This window comes from Candidatus Methylacidiphilales bacterium (assembly GCA_028713655.1).
Taxonomy (GTDB): Bacteria; Verrucomicrobiota; Verrucomicrobiia; order Methylacidiphilales; family JAAUTS01; genus JAQTNW01.
The window spans coordinates 13,896-29,941 of sequence record JAQTNW010000020.1; the positions used below are offsets into that span (position 1 = coordinate 13,896).

The 16,046-nt window shown below is 54.6% G+C and carries 13 protein-coding genes; 8 read left to right on the forward strand and 5 right to left on the reverse strand.

Annotated elements, in window-relative coordinates; all coding sequences use genetic code 11:
• Position 1: 1 nt before the first annotated feature.
• Together PHD76_08100 and PHD76_08105 are read left to right on the forward strand one after the other, a co-directional pair.
• Positions 2–2,548 (forward strand): transglycosylase domain-containing protein, encoded by a 2,547-nt coding sequence (locus tag PHD76_08100; GenBank protein ID MDD5261797.1) that lies wholly within the window; start codon positions 2–4, stop codon positions 2,546–2,548.
• Positions 2,549–2,818: 270 nt separating this feature from the next.
• The gene (locus PHD76_08105) at positions 2,819–3,094 is read left to right on the forward strand and encodes a twin-arginine translocase TatA/TatE family subunit (protein ID MDD5261798.1); all 276 of its coding nucleotides are present in this window, start codon (positions 2,819–2,821) and stop codon (positions 3,092–3,094) included.
• A 32-nt stretch (positions 3,095–3,126) separates the two neighbouring features.
• On the opposite strand, the gene PHD76_08110 is transcribed toward PHD76_08105, so the two are convergent.
• On the reverse strand, positions 3,127–3,726 hold the full coding sequence (locus tag PHD76_08110) for a hypothetical protein (GenBank protein ID MDD5261799.1): 600 nt from the start codon (positions 3,724–3,726) through the stop codon (positions 3,127–3,129).
• 113 nt (positions 3,727–3,839) lie between these two features.
• On the opposite strand from PHD76_08110, the gene PHD76_08115 reads away from it, so the two are divergent.
• Together PHD76_08115 and rpsA are read left to right on the forward strand one after the other, a co-directional pair.
• Positions 3,840–4,253 carry a hypothetical protein gene (locus PHD76_08115; protein MDD5261800.1) on the forward strand — a complete coding sequence of 138 codons (414 nt, stop codon included), beginning with the start codon at positions 3,840–3,842 and terminating at the stop codon, positions 4,251–4,253.
• 195 nt (positions 4,254–4,448) lie between these two features.
• Entirely contained in the window at positions 4,449–6,131 is a 1,683-nt protein-coding gene (gene rpsA, locus PHD76_08120; GenBank protein MDD5261801.1) for a 30S ribosomal protein S1, read from the forward strand.
• 126 nt (positions 6,132–6,257) lie between these two features.
• On the opposite strand, the gene PHD76_08125 is transcribed toward rpsA, so the two are convergent.
• Positions 6,258–7,574 (reverse strand): glycosyltransferase family 87 protein, encoded by a 1,317-nt coding sequence (locus tag PHD76_08125; protein MDD5261802.1) that lies wholly within the window; start codon positions 7,572–7,574, stop codon positions 6,258–6,260.
• 365 nt (positions 7,575–7,939) lie between these two features.
• On the opposite strand from PHD76_08125, the gene PHD76_08130 reads away from it, so the two are divergent.
• Entirely contained in the window at positions 7,940–9,235 is a 1,296-nt protein-coding gene (locus PHD76_08130; GenBank protein ID MDD5261803.1) for a glycosyltransferase family 9 protein, read from the forward strand.
• A 10-nt stretch (positions 9,236–9,245) separates the two neighbouring features.
• On the opposite strand, the gene PHD76_08135 is transcribed toward PHD76_08130, so the two are convergent.
• Positions 9,246–10,703, reverse strand: coding sequence for a PrsW family glutamic-type intramembrane protease (locus tag PHD76_08135; protein ID MDD5261804.1), 1,458 nt, complete (start codon positions 10,701–10,703; stop codon positions 9,246–9,248).
• 350 nt (positions 10,704–11,053) lie between these two features.
• Here PHD76_08135 and PHD76_08140 point away from each other — a divergent pair, with 350 nt between their 5' ends.
• Positions 11,054–11,446: a hypothetical protein gene (locus PHD76_08140; protein MDD5261805.1), complete on the forward strand. Its 393-nt coding sequence runs from the start codon at positions 11,054–11,056 to the stop codon at positions 11,444–11,446.
• Between the two features lie 54 nt (positions 11,447–11,500).
• Here the strand turns inward: PHD76_08140 and PHD76_08145 are convergent, their stop codons facing one another.
• Entirely contained in the window at positions 11,501–11,947 is a 447-nt protein-coding gene (locus tag PHD76_08145) for a helix-turn-helix domain-containing protein (protein MDD5261806.1), read from the reverse strand.
• On the reverse strand, positions 11,944–12,291 hold the full coding sequence (locus tag PHD76_08150) for a hypothetical protein (GenBank protein ID MDD5261807.1): 348 nt from the start codon (positions 12,289–12,291) through the stop codon (positions 11,944–11,946). The genes PHD76_08145 and PHD76_08150 overlap by 4 nt, the downstream gene beginning before the upstream one ends.
• Before the next feature lie 320 nt (positions 12,292–12,611).
• On the opposite strand from PHD76_08150, the gene PHD76_08155 reads away from it, so the two are divergent.
• Together PHD76_08155 and PHD76_08160 are read left to right on the forward strand one after the other, a co-directional pair.
• Complete coding sequence (locus tag PHD76_08155; protein ID MDD5261808.1) at positions 12,612–13,061, forward strand: MarR family transcriptional regulator; 450 nt, start codon at positions 12,612–12,614, stop codon at positions 13,059–13,061.
• Between the two features lie 4 nt (positions 13,062–13,065).
• Positions 13,066–16,035 carry a DUF2339 domain-containing protein gene (locus tag PHD76_08160; GenBank protein ID MDD5261809.1) on the forward strand — a complete coding sequence of 990 codons (2,970 nt, stop codon included), beginning with the start codon at positions 13,066–13,068 and terminating at the stop codon, positions 16,033–16,035.
• Positions 16,036–16,046 lie beyond the last annotated feature (11 nt).

Genomic DNA, 16,046 nt, shown 5'->3' on the forward strand with positions numbered 1-16,046 from the left:
AATGAAGCGGCTCCTGCGCAGCTTATTGTTAGGGCTGGGCCTGCTGATAATGGCAGGCCTGGCGCTGCGTTTCTGCCTGCCCGCTCCCGATCTGTGGGAAAGCGTGAAGTTTTCCCGTTGCTATTATGACCGCGAGGGCAACCTGCTCCGCGCCACGCTGGCCGACGACCAGACCTACCGGATTCGTACGCCGCTGAAGGAAATCTCGCCCCTGCTGGTCCAGGCCACGCTGCTGCATGAAGACCGTTACTTCGGTTTTCATCCGGGATTCAATCCGGTCGCGCTCGGGAAATCAGCTCTGAACGAAATGACAGGCCTGCATCGCCGCTTCGGCGCCTCCACCATCCCAATGCAACTCGCGCGCATCCGCTTCCATCTCAACACCCGCACCTGGCCCGGCAAGTTCATCCAGGTCCTGCGCGCCGTACAGATCGAGTACACCTATTCCAAAAACGAAATCCTGGAAGCCTATCTCAACCAGGCTTCCTACGGGCGCAACATCGAGGGCATCGGCGCGGCCAGCATCATTTATTATGGGAAAACCCCCGACAAACTGTCCCTGGCCGAAGCCGTCACACTGAGCGTCATTCCCCAGAGTCCCGCCCGCCGCGCGCCGCGTTTTCCGGGGGAAACCGCACGCGGCAATGATGCGCTGCTCAAGGCTCGCGCCGCGCTTTTCGCCCAATGGGTTGAGGAACATCCGCAGGACGCCGGACTGCGGCCCACGCTCGACATGGCGTTGCAGGTGAAAACCCCGCGCAATCTTCCATTCCTGGCGCCGCACTTTGTCGATTCACTAGCCTGCATGTCTCAGTCCTCTCGGGAAATCCACCAGTTGTCTTTGTTCCCAATCAATAAAACGACAGGTGCCGGGAACATGCAGGCTATTAACCCGGATGCCGGATTGTCTGCTTTCTGTTCAACCTTTTGGCAAAATATTTTGTGCGAGTTTTCAAAAGAAGATGAATCATCCGGGTTGGATTCTCGTGCGGCGCAATATCGCGTTCACTCCACGCTCGAACTTTCCCTGCAACACACATTGGAGCGCGAGGTGTCGCAGTTTGTTGAAAAGCGCAGGTCTGGAGGCGTGAATAATGCGGCCGCGTTGCTGATCGATTCGCGGAACATGGAAGTATTGGCTGCGGTCGGCTCTGCGGATTATTTTTCCAAGGACATCGACGGCCAGGTCAACGGCACCACGATGCGGCGCTCACCCGGTTCCACGCTCAAGCCACTGCTCTATGCGCTTGCAATGGACGAGGGCCTGATCCAGCCGCATTCATTGTTGAAGGACGCGCCCTCCGGTTTTGCGGGATACAACCCGGAAAATTACGACCGCGAATTCGCCGGCCCGATCCAGGCCTGCACTGCCTTGCAGCAAAGCCGCAATGTGCCGGCGGTTTGGCTGTCCTCCCGCTTGAAGAAGCACACGCTCTATCAACTTTTATCGCAGACCGGGGTTAAAAATTTACAGGAAGAAACGCACTACGGCCTGACCCTGGCTCTCGGCAGCTCCGAAGTGAGCATGGAAGAACTGGCCCGGCTCTACGCCATGCTCGCCAATCGCGGCGCCTACCGTCCGTTGCGCACATCGCTGGATGAAGTTTCCGCGGAAAAGCAACAGCTCCTGAGCCCCGAAGCTTGTTTTATGGTATTGGATATTTTGAAACAAACAGGCCGGCCTGACAGCCTGCGCAGCGAGGGACTCCGCAACAACGGTGGCGCCGTGGCCTGGAAAACCGGCACCTCCTGGTCCTTGCGCGACGCGTGGTCGGTTGGGGTTTTCGACCACTACATACTTGTCGTCTGGGTCGGGAATTTTTCCGGCGAAGGCAACGAAGCGTTTGTCGGTCGCCGCACCGCGGCGCCGTTGCTCTTCGGAATGATCGATGCCATCCGCGCGCGCATAAGTGAAGCCGCAGGTCTTGCCGACTGGGAAAAGTCAGACGGCCTGAATCTCGAACGCGTGGATCTTTGCGCACTGTCGGGCGAGCCTGCGGGCGCGCATTGCCCGAGGACGATCAAAGACTGGTTCATTCCCGGGGTTTCGCCGATCCAGACCTGCACGGTTCACCAGGAAATCTATGTCGATACCCGGACCGGTAGGCGCGTGAGAAAACCAACAGATGCACGTGAAGTACACACGGAGGTCTATGAAGTTTGGACAAGCGATTTGTTGGAGCTGTTCCGCAAGGCGGGCTTGCCCCGTCGCACGCCGCCGACGTATGCGGGCGTCCAGACGCAGACATTGCCCGCCAACTCGGATAATGCTTCAGAGCCGGTCATCACCTCGCCGCAACAGGGTGTTACCTATGCCTTGCGGACGGCGGCTGCGGGGGAAGAGAACAAGCAAACGTTGCTGTTACAGGCCTCTGCGGCGCCGGGTGCCGACAGCCTGTATTGGTTTGCCGACTCCACCTATCTCGGAAAAACCCGGCCGGAAGAAACGCTTGCGTGGAAGCCCTTGCCCGGCGCACATCACATCAGCGTCACCGATGCACAGGGCCGCAGCGCCTCGCGCCAAGTCACCGTCGAAGCCGCGCAGTAATCCCCTCTATAAGAGGGGCAAAAAGGCCACCGAGGCGACCGCTTTGGGATGTGTATGACTTTAACGCGCAGTCACAATGCGACTCGCGGGAAATGGAGGGTCAAGCTTGGCTCGACCCAGATAAATGAGGCAACAGCAACACTCGGCCCTCGATAAAAGGTTTGAGGCCCGCAGCAATGTTTATACCCGGTACTATCTCGTTGCTTTTGCGCCATGGGGAGTTACATTAGGTTTATGATTCAGCCTGTATTGGCAAGTTTTCTTGCGCCCATGGATTGGGGCATTATCCTGATTATTGTCATTTTGCTTTTCGGACCCAAAAAACTCCCCGAATTGGCCCGCGGCCTGGGCCGCAGCTTTGGCGAATTCCGCAAGGCCAAAGACGAAATCGAAAAGGAGTTTACGAAAGCCATCCACCAGGAAGAGGACAAAACAATCCAAAAGCCCGTCGGCACAATAGCGGCCACTCCGGCTCCCATCCCGGCCGCAGTGCCTGCGCCACGTCCCGCAGCGCGCAAATCCCGGAAGACGGCCAAAAAAGCCTGATTGTTTAAGTAAGAACGGGCGACAGCCCGTTCTTACCACTTCGTCTTGTCCGGCAACGCGGCACGGATCAAAAGCAGCAGCGCCATCAGGATGGTGGCATAAAGGCATAGCCAGAAGCCCAAATTAAAACTCACCTGCGACACCAGGCGGTCCAGATAGGCTGCATTTAGTTTCCAGCGTACAAATCCGTAAAATACCACTTGAATAACAGCCACAGCCGCCAGCCATTTCGTCGCGGGTTTTGGTTGTGTAATAAGCAGTGCTCCGGCAATCGCACACAGCGGAGCCAAAAGCAGGAATTTCATCGCCCAATCGGAATGCTTTCCTCCCCAGAGCATTTCCACAAAAGCCTGCTCCACTTTTGACTTCAACGATTTTTGGCCAGAGAGCACCACAAGCTGGTAGCCCGATAATCCGTCGCCGGGATGTTGGAACACAGCATGCCATTCCCCGGGCCGCATCAGCACATAGCCATGCACGAAATCGTTTTCGTCCTGTGCCAGGTGGTGGGAGACGCCCAGGACATTGCCGAAAAAGGATTCCGCCCCAAACCGCGCCCACGGCATGAAAAAGGAAAGCATAATCACAGCCGCCAGCACCCAGCCCATAATAAGCGATGGTTTTGTTTTCATATTGGATCGGCTGATTATGCAACAAGCCACAATCAGGGGTCAACGCCTGCGTTACCCACAATCGACCTGTCATTTTACATGACTCAACCCGTCTGTCCCTTTAGACTGGCGGCATGTGCCGGTTTTATGCCATTACGCTGTTGTTCTTATTACAGGCATGCTGCGCCTCGCCGCCCGCAGCGGAGCAAAAAACAGCCCAGTCCCAGGGAATCCCCGAAGCGGCTTCGGCTCTGATCACCGAGGAAGATTTGGCCAAATCCCTTTTGATTGAAAATCAGACGGCCAACTGGGACCAGAGCGGGATTTTTTTGGCCCAAAGCCGGGTTGTGAATAACAGCAGCGCGCCCTTGGCGGTACAAATCCGGACTATTTTTAAAAACCAGGAGGGCATGACCATGGAAGTGTCTCCCTGGAAGCAGTTTACCTTGCAGCCCAAGCAAGAGCTGGCTTATGGCGCTCCTTCCATCAATAGGTTTAGCAGCCGCTTTTTGCTGGAAATCCGCCGTCCAGCCAAAAATAAGCCCTAATTTCCGCTTGCCGAATCCTCCGGGCTTGCGTATTGCTTTTCCCCTTGCCTGATAGTCCTGCACGAGTAGGACGGCAAAGAAACCTCAACCCTCTGCCGCCGAGGTTTGGCGGATGGTTACAGAAAATCGAAAACGCCCGCGCTCCGCGCAGCCCAACCTCATCAACAGGAGCAATTGCCGGGTGATTATTATCTCATGAAAGACATCGCAACATTACTGGACTCTTCTTTGCAGAATTTCAAAGAAGGCAGCATCATCAAAGGCACCATTCTCGAAGTCCGATCCAAGGAAGTGGTCGTCGATATCGGTTACAAGTCCGAAGGCATCATCGGCAGCGACGAATTTGAACAGCCGGAAGAACTCGCCGTCGGCCAGGAAGTCGAAGTCCTGCTCGAACGTCTCGAAGACGACGAGGGGATGGTCGTTCTTTCCAGGCAAAAAGCCGCCCAGAAACAAAACTGGGACAAGATCGTCAAAATTTACAACGAAGGCGGCACCATCACCGGCCGCGTCCGCAAGATTGTCAAAGGCGGGCTCATGGTCAATGTGGGCGTCGAAGCCTTCCTCCCCGCATCGCAGATCGATATCATTCCCCCCAAGAACCTCCGGGAATTCGAGGACAAGAACATCGAATGCAAGATTGTCAAAATCAACGAAGACCGCAAAAACCTGGTGCTTTCCCGCCGCGAAATCATCGAAGCCGAGCGTGCGGAAAAGCGTTCCAAGCTGCTTTCCGGTATTGAAAAGGGCTCGCTCGTCAAGGGCGTCATCAAGAACATCACCGACTTCGGCGCGTTCATCGATCTCGACGGCCTGGATGGCCTGCTCCACATCACCGATATCAGTTGGAGCCGCCTGAATCATCCTTCCGAAATCCTCAAGTTGGGCCAGGAAATCGAAGTGATGGTGCTTGAAATCGACCGTGAAAAAGAGCGCGTCAGCCTGGGTCTGAAACAGCGCACGGAAAACCCGTGGGAAAAGATCGCGGAAAAATATCCGGTCGGCACGCATCTCAAAGGAAAGATTTCCAGCCTCCTGCCCTATGGCGCATTTGTGGAACTGGAACCCGGGGTCGAAGGCCTCATCCACGTTTCCGAAATTTCATGGACCAAACGCGTGGCGCGTCCGTCCGATGTGCTCACAACCGGGCAATTGGTGGAAGTCGCCGTCACGGAAGTCAACCCGGCCGAGCAAAAGCTTTCACTCAGCCTGCGCGCCCTCGAACAAAACCCGTGGGACAGCATTCAGGAGAAATATCCTCTCAATTCCCAGGTCAAGGGCATTGTGCGCAACCTCACCGCGTACGGCGCCTTTGTGGAACTGGAAGAAGGCATCGATGGCATGATCCACGTTTCCGATCTGTCCTGGACCCGCAAGATCAATCATCCTTCCGAAATTCTCAAGAAGGGCGAGGAAATCGAGGCGCAGGTCATCGGCATCGACAAGCAAAACCAGCGCATCAGCTTGGGCATCAAACAGCTCAACAGCGATCCGTGGAGCAACATCGAAAGCCGCTACAAAGTGGGCGACCTGGTGACCGGCACGGTGACCAAAGTGGCCAGCTTCGGCGCCTTCATCCAATTGGCGGAGGAAATCGACGGTCTGGTCCACATTTCGCACATCAGCGAAGAACGCGTGGCGAAGGTCAAGGATGTCCTCAAGATCGGCCAGGAAGTTCAGGCCCGTGTGGTCAAGGTGGACAAGACGGAACGGCGCATCGGCCTTTCCATCAAAGCCGCCAACTACACGCCCGAGCAATTGGACAAGGAACGCGCTTCACTCGAAAACCTGCGCGGGTCCGACATGCTGGGTTCGATGGGCGATGCATTCGACCGCGCGGAAGAAGAATTCCGCCCCGGCGAAGGCAAAAAGGAATAATTCATTCCAGAGACGCGGATGGAGGGACGGCCGCCGTGCCGTCCCAAAATCCCTATCACACAGGAAAAGTGGGACGACACGGCGGTCGTCCCTCCAGTTTATGCCCTTGGCTTCAGCCCCGGGATTTCAACTCAACTGACGGCTTCTGTCGCGCAGCAATCCCACCAGCAATACAAATAAAAGCACCGCGCCCCACATCGTGGCGCCCATCCCCTGCGCATGGCGATCGAAGTTTTGGCTCAAAGCCGTGGATAGGACCAGCAGACTCAACGCGAGCCCGGCAGTGATCCAGCGGCGACGGGCCGAGCCCTTGGGTGACTCCAGCCACTCCGCAATCGCAACCGTAAGCCCTGGAATGATCCAGCAATAATAATAGGACCCCGCCTTGGGGGAAAAAACGACGATCAAGATCAGCAGGATGGAATACTCAATGGCGTTGGTGCGCGGTACGCAATTTCTACGCACAGGCATGGCCCAGACATAGGCCAGACACATGATCCCCGCCAGCGCAAAGAAAACCAGAAAGGCCGACTGCGGGGAAATAGTTATAAAATTGACGGTCATATCGCCGTCCTTGGGTTTGCCCACCGGCAACGGACGAGTCAACCTGTGCACGACCGAAAGAAGCGTCTGGTTGCCGTAGCGATAACCGCGGTCCGGCTGGTTGGCGATGGTTGTGCCGGTATTGTGGAGCAACATTTTGTCCGCCCACGTGGTCAGCTCCTGCCAGTTGCGGTCAAAACCCCGGATCGGGGCCGGCAAAAACACGAGCACCAAAACCAGCGTTGCCAGCATCGAAGCGGCTGCCAGCCAATAACGCCGCCAAATCAGATATGCGATGGCTGTGAGCGGGAAAGCCTTGGCCGCCGCCGAGAGAGCCAGAAATGCGCCCGCAGCAATGGGCCGCTTGTGTTCCAAGGCCAGAAAACCGAGCATCATCACGCCCAAAAGCGTCAGGTTGAGTTGTCCGAGAACATAAATATCCCAGCAAAACGGCAGGCTCACCAGAAAGGGCACGACATAAAGAGCCCAAGGCTGCCCGCGGATCCGGCCCGTTGCAAAATAAACACTGATCAGGATGGCCGCCAGATGGCCCGCAGCGCTCAGCGCACAAAGAATTGCAACCAGACCGACCTTGCCGGCATAGGAAATGGGAGCATACAACAGGGTGGCGATGGCCGGCGGATAAAAGAAATTGTAGCCAAAATCGGTCACCCCAGGCGGAAAAATGGGCTTACCCTCCCGCACCAAATGGGCCACTTTGTACCAGGTATTGTAGTCCTTGTTGCAGTCCGGGCCCTTGATTGTATTGGCGACAGGCACCACAGACAGCAACAGGGCTATGATAACAAAGGCAAGCAGCGCATTGCGCTCGTGATTTTCCAGTTTAAAACTGCAAAACCGCCTCAAAACTTGATTGATCGATTTCAAAAAATTTCTCATTTCAGGCGGTTTTGTTTTTAGCCCGGATGTGGGCGCGCCCCTGTTTGCCCGGCCTTTTGGCAAGACCTTTTGCCGGGGTTTTCAGAAGAGGGTGAGGCATCCGGGCCAGGCATGATGCAAATGTCATAATGTGTTCCACTGCAAGAGTTGCGAAGCCCAAGCTCCCCCAGAGACGTCAGAAAGTAAATAAGGAACTAAAAAAAGTGGCATTTATGCTTCATTGTAGTAAGAAGATTCTCTTGCCCAACGGGTTCCAAACTGTTTATTTCGATGATGTACGTCCGGTTAACCCAGATTAATGACGATGTCAGCGCCGCAGCCAGACCCGGCTCCGGACATCTTCCCAGCACTTTCTTTCCCCAAAAATGAAAGTTTCACTCATGCGATTCCTGGATGCATTGCTGGGGGTGCCCGCCTGCATATTCCTCACCCTCTTGCGTTATCTGGGGGGCCCGACGCCCGAGCGCCCGCTCGACATGAAACGGCGCAAAATCCTGTTCATCAAGCTTGCCGAACAGGGATCGACCATCCTCGCCCGCCCCATGCTGCAGCGGGCCGCCGAAATCTTCGGCAGGAACAACCTTTATTTTCTCGTGTTCGACGACAACCGTTTTGTCCTCGATGCCCTTGGGATCATTCCCACCGAAAATGTCATCACCATCCCGCACGAAACCATTACGCAAGTCCTGTTCGGCGCCATCAAAGCCATCAGGAAGGCGCGCGGTATCGGTTTTGATTTCGCAATCGACATGGAATTTTTTGCCCGCTCCACCGCTGCACTGGCTTATCTCAGCGGCGCGCGCTGGCGCATCGGGTTCCATGCCTTTCATGGCGAGGCGGCATACCGCGGCAATTTGATGACCCACCGCTTGATCTGCAACCAGCACATCCACACCGCCGATCTCTTCGAAGTCATGCTCGACGCCGTTTTTGAAGACCCACGCCAGCTCCCCACTTTCGGCAAAAAAATTCCCGCTTATGTGGAATCCTCCGAAACCGAAGCGCCGTTGTATAAACTCCGGTCCGGCGAATTGGATGAAACACGCGACATCGTGCGTGCGGCGTCGGGCGATAAACCTTCGCACGGACTGCCTCTCATTCTGCTCAACTCCAATTGCGGCGACCTCATCCCCTTGCGCCGCTGGCATGAGGACAATTACCGGGACCTGACCCAGCGCCTCCTGCGCCGCTATCCTGAACTGCATGTCGGATTCACCGGCGGCCCCTCGGAAAAGCGGGAGGTCGAAAAGCAGGTCGCGGCCATCGATCATCCGCGTTGTTTCAATCTGGCCGGACTCACTTCGCTCCGGCAGTTGATGGCGCTTTATTTTCTTGCCGAAATTATGGTGACCAACGACAGCGGTCCGGCTCACTTTTCATCCCTGGCGCCGATTGACACCGTCACCTTGTTTGGCCCGGAGAATCCGGCCCTGTTTCGCGCACGTTCCCCGCGCAGCCATGTGTTCTGGGCCGGGCTGGCCTGCAGTCCCTGCGTGACCGCCGCCAACGGGCGAAATACCGTCTGCCGGAATAATCTCTGCATGCAGGCCATCAACGTCGATGACGTGTATCAGAAGGTCTGCGAGCTGTACGAAAAACGCCGCAAACGGAAGACGACCAGGCGGAAAACTCCACTCCGCAAAAAACCTGCGCGGGTTTAGCTCATGTGTTTCAGTGCGGAGCTGGCAGCGTGGGAGAGCCGCCCTGGGCGGTCTTGATTTGCCTGATGCCGTCCTGGATGAGCATGAAAAGCAGCATCCAGCCCACAATGCAAATGACGCCTTCCAGGATGACGTGGCTTAAATTGTAGTCCAGCAAAGGCAGGGTGAGGCCTGAATTCCAAAGCATGTGCAACACCACCGGAACCAAGGCAATGCGCAGGAAAGTCCAATCTCCGAGGTAGTTGAAGGAGAATTTGCGGCCGGCCAGGAGCCTCCAAAACGCACCGGCGGTGATGGCCGTCCAGCAAATGTGGCCGAACGGCGCGAAGAACGCGCGCTGCATCATGACGCCTTCCATGGTGGCATTGTTCCCCAGCATGCCTTCCAGCGCCCGAAAGGCATATCCGGCTGATTCGAAGGCGCTGAAAGCGGTACCAATGGCAGCTCCTAACAAAATCCCGTTGATGGTCCAGGGATAGCGGCTGGGCCGCGCCAGAATCAAAACAGCCAGCAGTTTGCCGGTTTCTTCAATGGGTCCGGCCGCAATATCACCCCAGGCCTTGTCCAGGTTGGTTTCCTGAAACAGCAGGAGTGAAAACACAATCGACAGCAGGCCGCCGGCAAGAAGCAGTTTGGCCACCAGATAGGCCGAAATGTTTTTCAAAATATTCATCTCGAAAATCATGATCAGCGTCGCCATGGGCACACCGAAAGATCCGATGAACAGCCAGCCGGGGATGAGGTTCCAATTTTGGAAACGGTCGAAGGCATAACTGAATCCGAAATAAACGGCAGCGGACAGCAACAGAATGGGACCGAAGACCCAGGGCTTGGGCCAATTGGCCTGCACACTGTTAAAGTCCGGAGTGGTGAGGCGCGTGCCGACCGCAAACTGCTCCTCGACTTCCTCGGCTTTGCGTTTGCGAAAAACTTCCGAAAACAAATCACGCAGATTAAATCCAACCAGTGGTTGCAAGCCCGTCATCTGGCTCAGTTTGTCACCCACCTTGCCGAAAAAACCGCCGGCATGATCGTCGAGGTCCGGTTGCAAAGAGCCGCGCGCACTCCAAATTTTGTCCAGTTCCTTGCGTGCTTCGGGATGACCGGCCTGTTCGGCTTTTTTCAGGTAAACCACCGCGTGCTCCAGGTCCTTGGCCGGTACGCCGTCGCCGCGCAGATAAAGGCAACCCAGATAATATTGGGCATTGGCGTGACCCTGCTCGGCGGAACGGCTGAACCATTCGTAAGCGGCGCGGGCGTCTTTGGGCGTGCCTTCGCCCCGGTAATGGCAAAGGCCAACCCAGCATTGCGCGGCGGGGTTGCCGGATTGGGCCGCCAGGCTGAATTTTTCAAAGGCGGCTTGGTAATCGCGGGCCACGCCCTCGCCTTGATAATAACGGACGCCCTCCGCCAGCAGGGCGGCTGCGTCGGGCTCGGCATGGCCGTCTGTTGATTTTTTGTCGCTCATGGCCTGTAACCTGCCCCCTTCTAAATCAACCCGCCCAGCCGTGGCAATCTTTTATTATGTGAAAATTTACGGTTTGCAGCCCGTAAACAGCAATGGTCGAAATACTGTTTGCCAGAACAATCTCTGCATTCAGACACTCAGCGTCGATGATGTACATCAGATGTTATGCAAGCTGTACACAAAACGTTAGTATTTGGAGACGACAATCCGAAAAGCCTCACCACTCAAAACGCCCAGAAGGATTCCTGTGCAAATACTCGGCCTTCTGAATAGTGAAAATCGAGTGAAGAAACAGAAATCCAACATTTTTGCTTTTAGAAAGCTAATAAAAAAGCTATATTCACCGAACTATGATCAAACCGAGCAACGCACAAGGAGTCTGGATCGCCAGATTTTTATCCCTAGCGATCTTTTCCGCTGCTTTTAGCGCAATTACTTATTTTATTCCGAATGCGCATACAAAAGCGATGCGGATTCGGGAAGACCCACGCTATGCAATCGTATTGAAGGAGATCCAGGAAAATCACCTCAAGTCGTCAGATATAAGCCTTGCTGCTTACGATAAGACTAAGCCCTCCTTTTTAGGCATTTTTTCGAGCTTGTTTTTTGGTGCTGGCTTGATAGTTGGCGGTTACTCTTTGATTTATATTTTTGTTTCCCCGCTATTTATAAAAAGCGAAAATACGTCCGCCGTTTCAAGCAAGCAGCAGCTCCACCAACAGCCTAATAATTGGTTGGATTAATATGAACCGCTTTTGAAGTGAGAGGATCCCTGCAATCTGATATCTATCTGCCGTTCAAGCCGCAATATCTGTTGTACGACAATCCGGCCTGCGCGACTTGAGATAAACGACATCGATCTTGCCGTCCAGAATACTCTGCAGCAAAAGGTTCAGTGAGCGCGACGGGCGTTCCCGGCCTGTTTCCCAACGGGTCCATGTTTTTTCGCCGATCTGCAGAAGTTCGGAAATTTCCTTCTGGGTCAGATCCAGATGCTCGCGGAGTTCCTTGATCTGTTCCGGAGTGAGCAAACCCATGTGCCGGGCTTTGACCTTGTCGAGCTCGCCCAGCGCATGACCGTCAAAATAAATTTCACCGGTCTTCCGGCTTTTCAAGGCTTGAACCCGGTGATTGATGGTTTCGGCAATATTTTTCCCATCCAAGGTTGGAATAAAGACCGGAGCTTCGATCCAAATTTTTTCGAACTCTTCGTCCGGCAAGTCCGGGGCGGACGTTTTATTCATAACACGTCTCCTTTTCTGGGAGGATGGGCGGAATAGATTTTGATTCTTGATCGGTTCGGGTGAAGCCCCACTTTGCCGTAAAGCTTCACGCTGTCCTGATTGAAGAAAAATTCCCAGGTTTCATAGCCTTCCGCCATATCTGTGATTTCCTGGCCTGTGATGTTGTCTTTAATAAGCGCGGCACCCAATGCTTCCCAAAGATCGGAAGTCCACGCATTGGGGAACCGCGCCTGCCAAAGATTGCGGCCTTCAAAAGTAAATTGAATGTTGCTGTCATTTCGCATTCGTAGAATGGCCACAACTTGGCTTCGCCAAGGTTTGGGTATGGGAATCTGATCCGTCATAAAGGTATCAATTGATACTCATGTGTCAATGTTACTTTCCTGCACACTGCTCAACCTCCTGGCCCACAATTAAATACATAAATTGCGAATATTCGTCCCATGCCCTCATCCTGAAATACCCGGCCTGGTCCATGTCCATGCCAGCTAACCCAAGTTTGGCGTCAAAACGAAGAAGGAATGTTCATAATCATGTTAAAAATTGAATCGCTCCCGCCGTTCCAACGTACCACTCGCTCGAGACTAATCCTGCTGGGGCGCGGGGGCTCCCGGGCCCGTAATATTTAGTTTGACGTCTAACTAAGTTCGTGTTGAATCCAATCATGTCCAAATCCATCGGCCCCGGACATGAGGTCTTGCTCGCCTTCCTGGCCGCATCCAATACGATGTCGCGCAAGAGCGACGCCTTTTTCAGCCGCTTCAAAATCACACCCGCGCAATTCAATGTCCTCAACCTCGCCATGACTCATGGAGGAACCATCGCTCAAAAAGAACTGGTGTCCGGACTTCTTGTCGGAAAGGCGTCCGTTTCCATCGTGCTGCGAAGAATGCTGCGCGATGGCCTGCTCACGCAAAAACCGGACCCCGCCGACTTGCGCAAATCCGTAATCACACTCACTTCCAAGGGAAAAAAACAATGGAAACGAACAGCCCCGGAATACGGCAAAGCCGTTGAACGCATCTTCGGCGAATACAACGCCAAAGAACTGAAGGAATTTCAAAAACTGCTAGTCAAACTGGACCAATCACTCGGGAAAACCATCAAGGAGTAAACTTATGCTAGGAATCGTGTTGTTTTTAACCATTGTCGCCGTCGTCGTTTTGTTTTCCATTCTCGGCAGCAGGATCGAGAACCTGAGATCGGATGTGGAAATGCTCAAGAATTCCCTCGAAAGGCTCAGGGAAAAATCCAGCGCTCACCTGGACTTTAAAAGTTCCGCGCAAAAAACTCCGGTCCCGGAGCCCGCAGGCCAAACATTCCCTGCGCCTGTTGCTCCGCCACTACCAACACCCCCACCGCTGATTCAAAAGCCCGTCGTGAGTGAAACCGCCCCAATACCTCCCGTGATTCCACAGCCCGCATCAAGTGCTCCCATGCGCGTCGCACAGACCGGAAGCGCGCAAAAGCAAGAAAGAACCGCTCCATCCTTCGAATTCAATTGGGAACAATTCCTAGGAGTCAAAATGTTCGCGTGGTTCGGCGGGCTCATTTTGTTCATCAGCGTTTTGTTTGCGCTGAAGTACTCCTTTGACAACAACCTGATTCCGCCGGCGCTGAGAATGTCCATAGGGGCCTTGTTCGGAATCGGCCTGGTCATTGCCGGAGCATGGCCCAAAAAACAGCAATTTGCCGTACTGTCGCAGACCTTGTGCGCCGTGGGAGTTGTTGTGTTGTATGCCGTCCTGTTTGCCTCAACCAGCCTGTACCATTTATTGCCGCCTGCCGCAGCCTTTGTGCTGATGGTGGTTGTGACGGCCGCAGCGTTCTCGATTGCCGTGGCGTTGGACGGCCAGTTTGTGGCGATCCTGGGCCTGCTGGGAGGCTTCCTGACTCCGTTCCTGCTGGGAAGCGGGGAAGATCACGCCCTGGGGCTTTTCTCCTATATCTTCCTGCTGAATGCGGGACTGGGGCTGGTGGTGCTGCGAAAAAATTGGGGATACATGCAAGCCCTGGCGGTTTTGGGGACCGTGGTCATGGAAATTGCGTGGTGCATCCGTTTTTATTCAAACGAAAAAATCTGGACTTTGTTTGGAATCCTGACGGTCTTCCAGGTTGGATACACCGGCTTGCTTTTCGTCCAAAGGAGAAAAAACAACCCGTTGAACTGGCATTTTGGAAGCGCTTGCGGGCATGCCGCCACATCCATTTTGTTCTTTTCCGTGCTCTTGCTCGCCGGAAACAATTCAGCCTACCCTCTGGCTGAATTAACCGGCCTGGCCGTTATCAGCGCAACTGCCCTGCTGGCCGTCTCGATCGTTGCGGAGCTTTACTGGATCCATTCCATTTTTGGAATGATGATCTTCGGCGCGCTGTCGATCTGGATGTCCCTCTATTTCAAGGAACCGGCATTAAAGCTGGTTCTGGCCTTCGATTTGATTTTTGCGGTGTTGCATAGCGCAGGCCCTGCGTTTTTACAAAAACTGCGCGGGGCAAAAATTGCGCCCGGCTGGACGCAAATCTTTCCAATCATGGCGATGCTTTTGGTTCTCCTGCCAATCTACATGCTGGACAACGTATCGCCCATCATCTGGGGCGCCATCATCGCCGTGAATCTCGTGGTGATGTTCTTCACCGTCATCATGGCGACCTACTGGGCCCTGGCCGTCATGATTGTGCTGACTCTAGTTGCCGTGGGGTCCTGGATTACCAGGGTGCCCGTCGGCGGCACGGATATCGACGCCATGCTGTGGATGGTCGGGGGGTTTGCGGTGGCTTTGTTTACGGGTAGCGTTTTTGTCCTCCTCCACTACCGGAGGTCGCTCACTCTTGCCGACGCAACAAAAAGAATTCCCCTGAACGTGGTGCAATTGCCCGCATTATCCGCTGCACTGCCCTATGTGCTGCTGATCATGGTCATGGACCACTTGCACCTGGCAAATCCATCGTTTGTGTTTGGACTGGCCTTGCTGCTTTCCGTCATGTTGCTGGGCACGGCTAGATGGGCGAAGACGTATTGGCTGGGCTGGGTTGCCCTCGGAGGAACGGCACTGACCCAGTGGGCCTGGCACGGCACGTCGAACCAGGGCATGCACGATGCCGCGCCCGCATGGAGCGTTCTATTTTTCGTTTTGTTCTTTGGATACGCGCTGGTTTTCAAAAAAGCGTTCACGGAACAATTGCATCCCTGGGCCATTGCGTGCATCGCAGGCCTGGCCCATTTCCTTCTCGCACATCGGAACATCCAGGAATTTCACCCGAATCACAGCATGGGACTTGTACCTCTGCTCTTTGCCTTGCCTTATATTGGAGCCACGGGATATTTGCTGCGAGGAATTCCCGAAAGCAGCCCGCGACGAAATGCCATCCTGGCTTGGTACGGGGGAACGGCGCTGTTTTTTATAACAATCATTTTCCCGATTCAATTCGGGAACGAATGGCTGACAATCGCGTGGGCGCTTGAAGGCGCGGCATTGATCTGGTTGCGGAATCGAATCCGCCATAACGGGTTGTGGATGGTCGGATGCGGGCTGCTCGCGGTTGCGTTTGCGCGTCTGGCGCTGAACCCGGCCATCCTGGAGTATCACGTCAGATCGTCCGTTCCCATTCTGAATTGGTATTTGTACACCTATGGGCTCGCGATTGCGGCGATGCTCGGCGGCTCCTGTTTGCTCAAAAGACAGGAGCTTGGAAAATGGGACGGTTGGAATTGGCAGGGACTGCTGACAGGCGCGGCCCTGGTCCTGCTCTTTCTTTTGATGAACATTGAAATTGCCGATTATTTTGCGACAGGCTCCACGCTTACGTTTGATTTCTCGGATAATTTTGCCCGCGACATGGCCTATTCGATTGGCTGGGCGATTTTTGCCCTTGGATTGCTGGTGGCAGGTATTCGCCACCAGGCAAGGGCCGCGCGCTACGCGAGCATCGGCCTTTTTGGCATTACGGTATTAAAAATATTCTTCCATGACATTTCGCAGTTGAGCGCGCTGTATCGCATTGCGACTTTGGTGGTTGTGGCCGTGCTGCTGATCCTGTCGTCGTTCCTCTATCAAAAATTTGTCGCCAAAAGTCCCGAATCAAAATAACAGCAGAATTC

Excerpts from the sequence above, each read along its gene's own strand:
- rpsA (MDD5261801.1), top strand. The coding sequence starts at position 4,449 with ATGAAAGACATCGCAACATTACTGGACTCTTCTTTGCAGAATTTCAAA.
- PHD76_08130 (MDD5261803.1), top strand. The coding sequence starts at position 7,940 with ATGAAAGTTTCACTCATGCGATTCCTGGATGCATTGCTGGGGGTGCCC.
- PHD76_08140 (MDD5261805.1), top strand. The coding sequence starts at position 11,054 with ATGATCAAACCGAGCAACGCACAAGGAGTCTGGATCGCCAGATTTTTA.
- PHD76_08135 (MDD5261804.1), bottom strand. The coding sequence starts at position 10,703 with ATGAGCGACAAAAAATCAACAGACGGCCATGCCGAGCCCGACGCAGCC.
- PHD76_08150 (MDD5261807.1), bottom strand. The coding sequence starts at position 12,291 with ATGACGGATCAGATTCCCATACCCAAACCTTGGCGAAGCCAAGTTGTG.
- PHD76_08105 (MDD5261798.1), top strand. The coding sequence starts at position 2,819 with ATGGATTGGGGCATTATCCTGATTATTGTCATTTTGCTTTTCGGACCC.
- PHD76_08115 (MDD5261800.1), top strand. The coding sequence starts at position 3,840 with ATGTGCCGGTTTTATGCCATTACGCTGTTGTTCTTATTACAGGCATGC.
- PHD76_08145 (MDD5261806.1), bottom strand. The coding sequence starts at position 11,947 with ATGAATAAAACGTCCGCCCCGGACTTGCCGGACGAAGAGTTCGAAAAA.
- PHD76_08100 (MDD5261797.1), top strand. The coding sequence starts at position 2 with ATGAAGCGGCTCCTGCGCAGCTTATTGTTAGGGCTGGGCCTGCTGATA.
- PHD76_08125 (MDD5261802.1), bottom strand. The coding sequence starts at position 7,574 with ATGAGAAATTTTTTGAAATCGATCAATCAAGTTTTGAGGCGGTTTTGC.
- PHD76_08110 (MDD5261799.1), bottom strand. The coding sequence starts at position 3,726 with ATGAAAACAAAACCATCGCTTATTATGGGCTGGGTGCTGGCGGCTGTG.
- PHD76_08155 (MDD5261808.1), top strand. The coding sequence starts at position 12,612 with ATGTCCAAATCCATCGGCCCCGGACATGAGGTCTTGCTCGCCTTCCTG.
- PHD76_08160 (MDD5261809.1), top strand. The coding sequence starts at position 13,066 with ATGCTAGGAATCGTGTTGTTTTTAACCATTGTCGCCGTCGTCGTTTTG.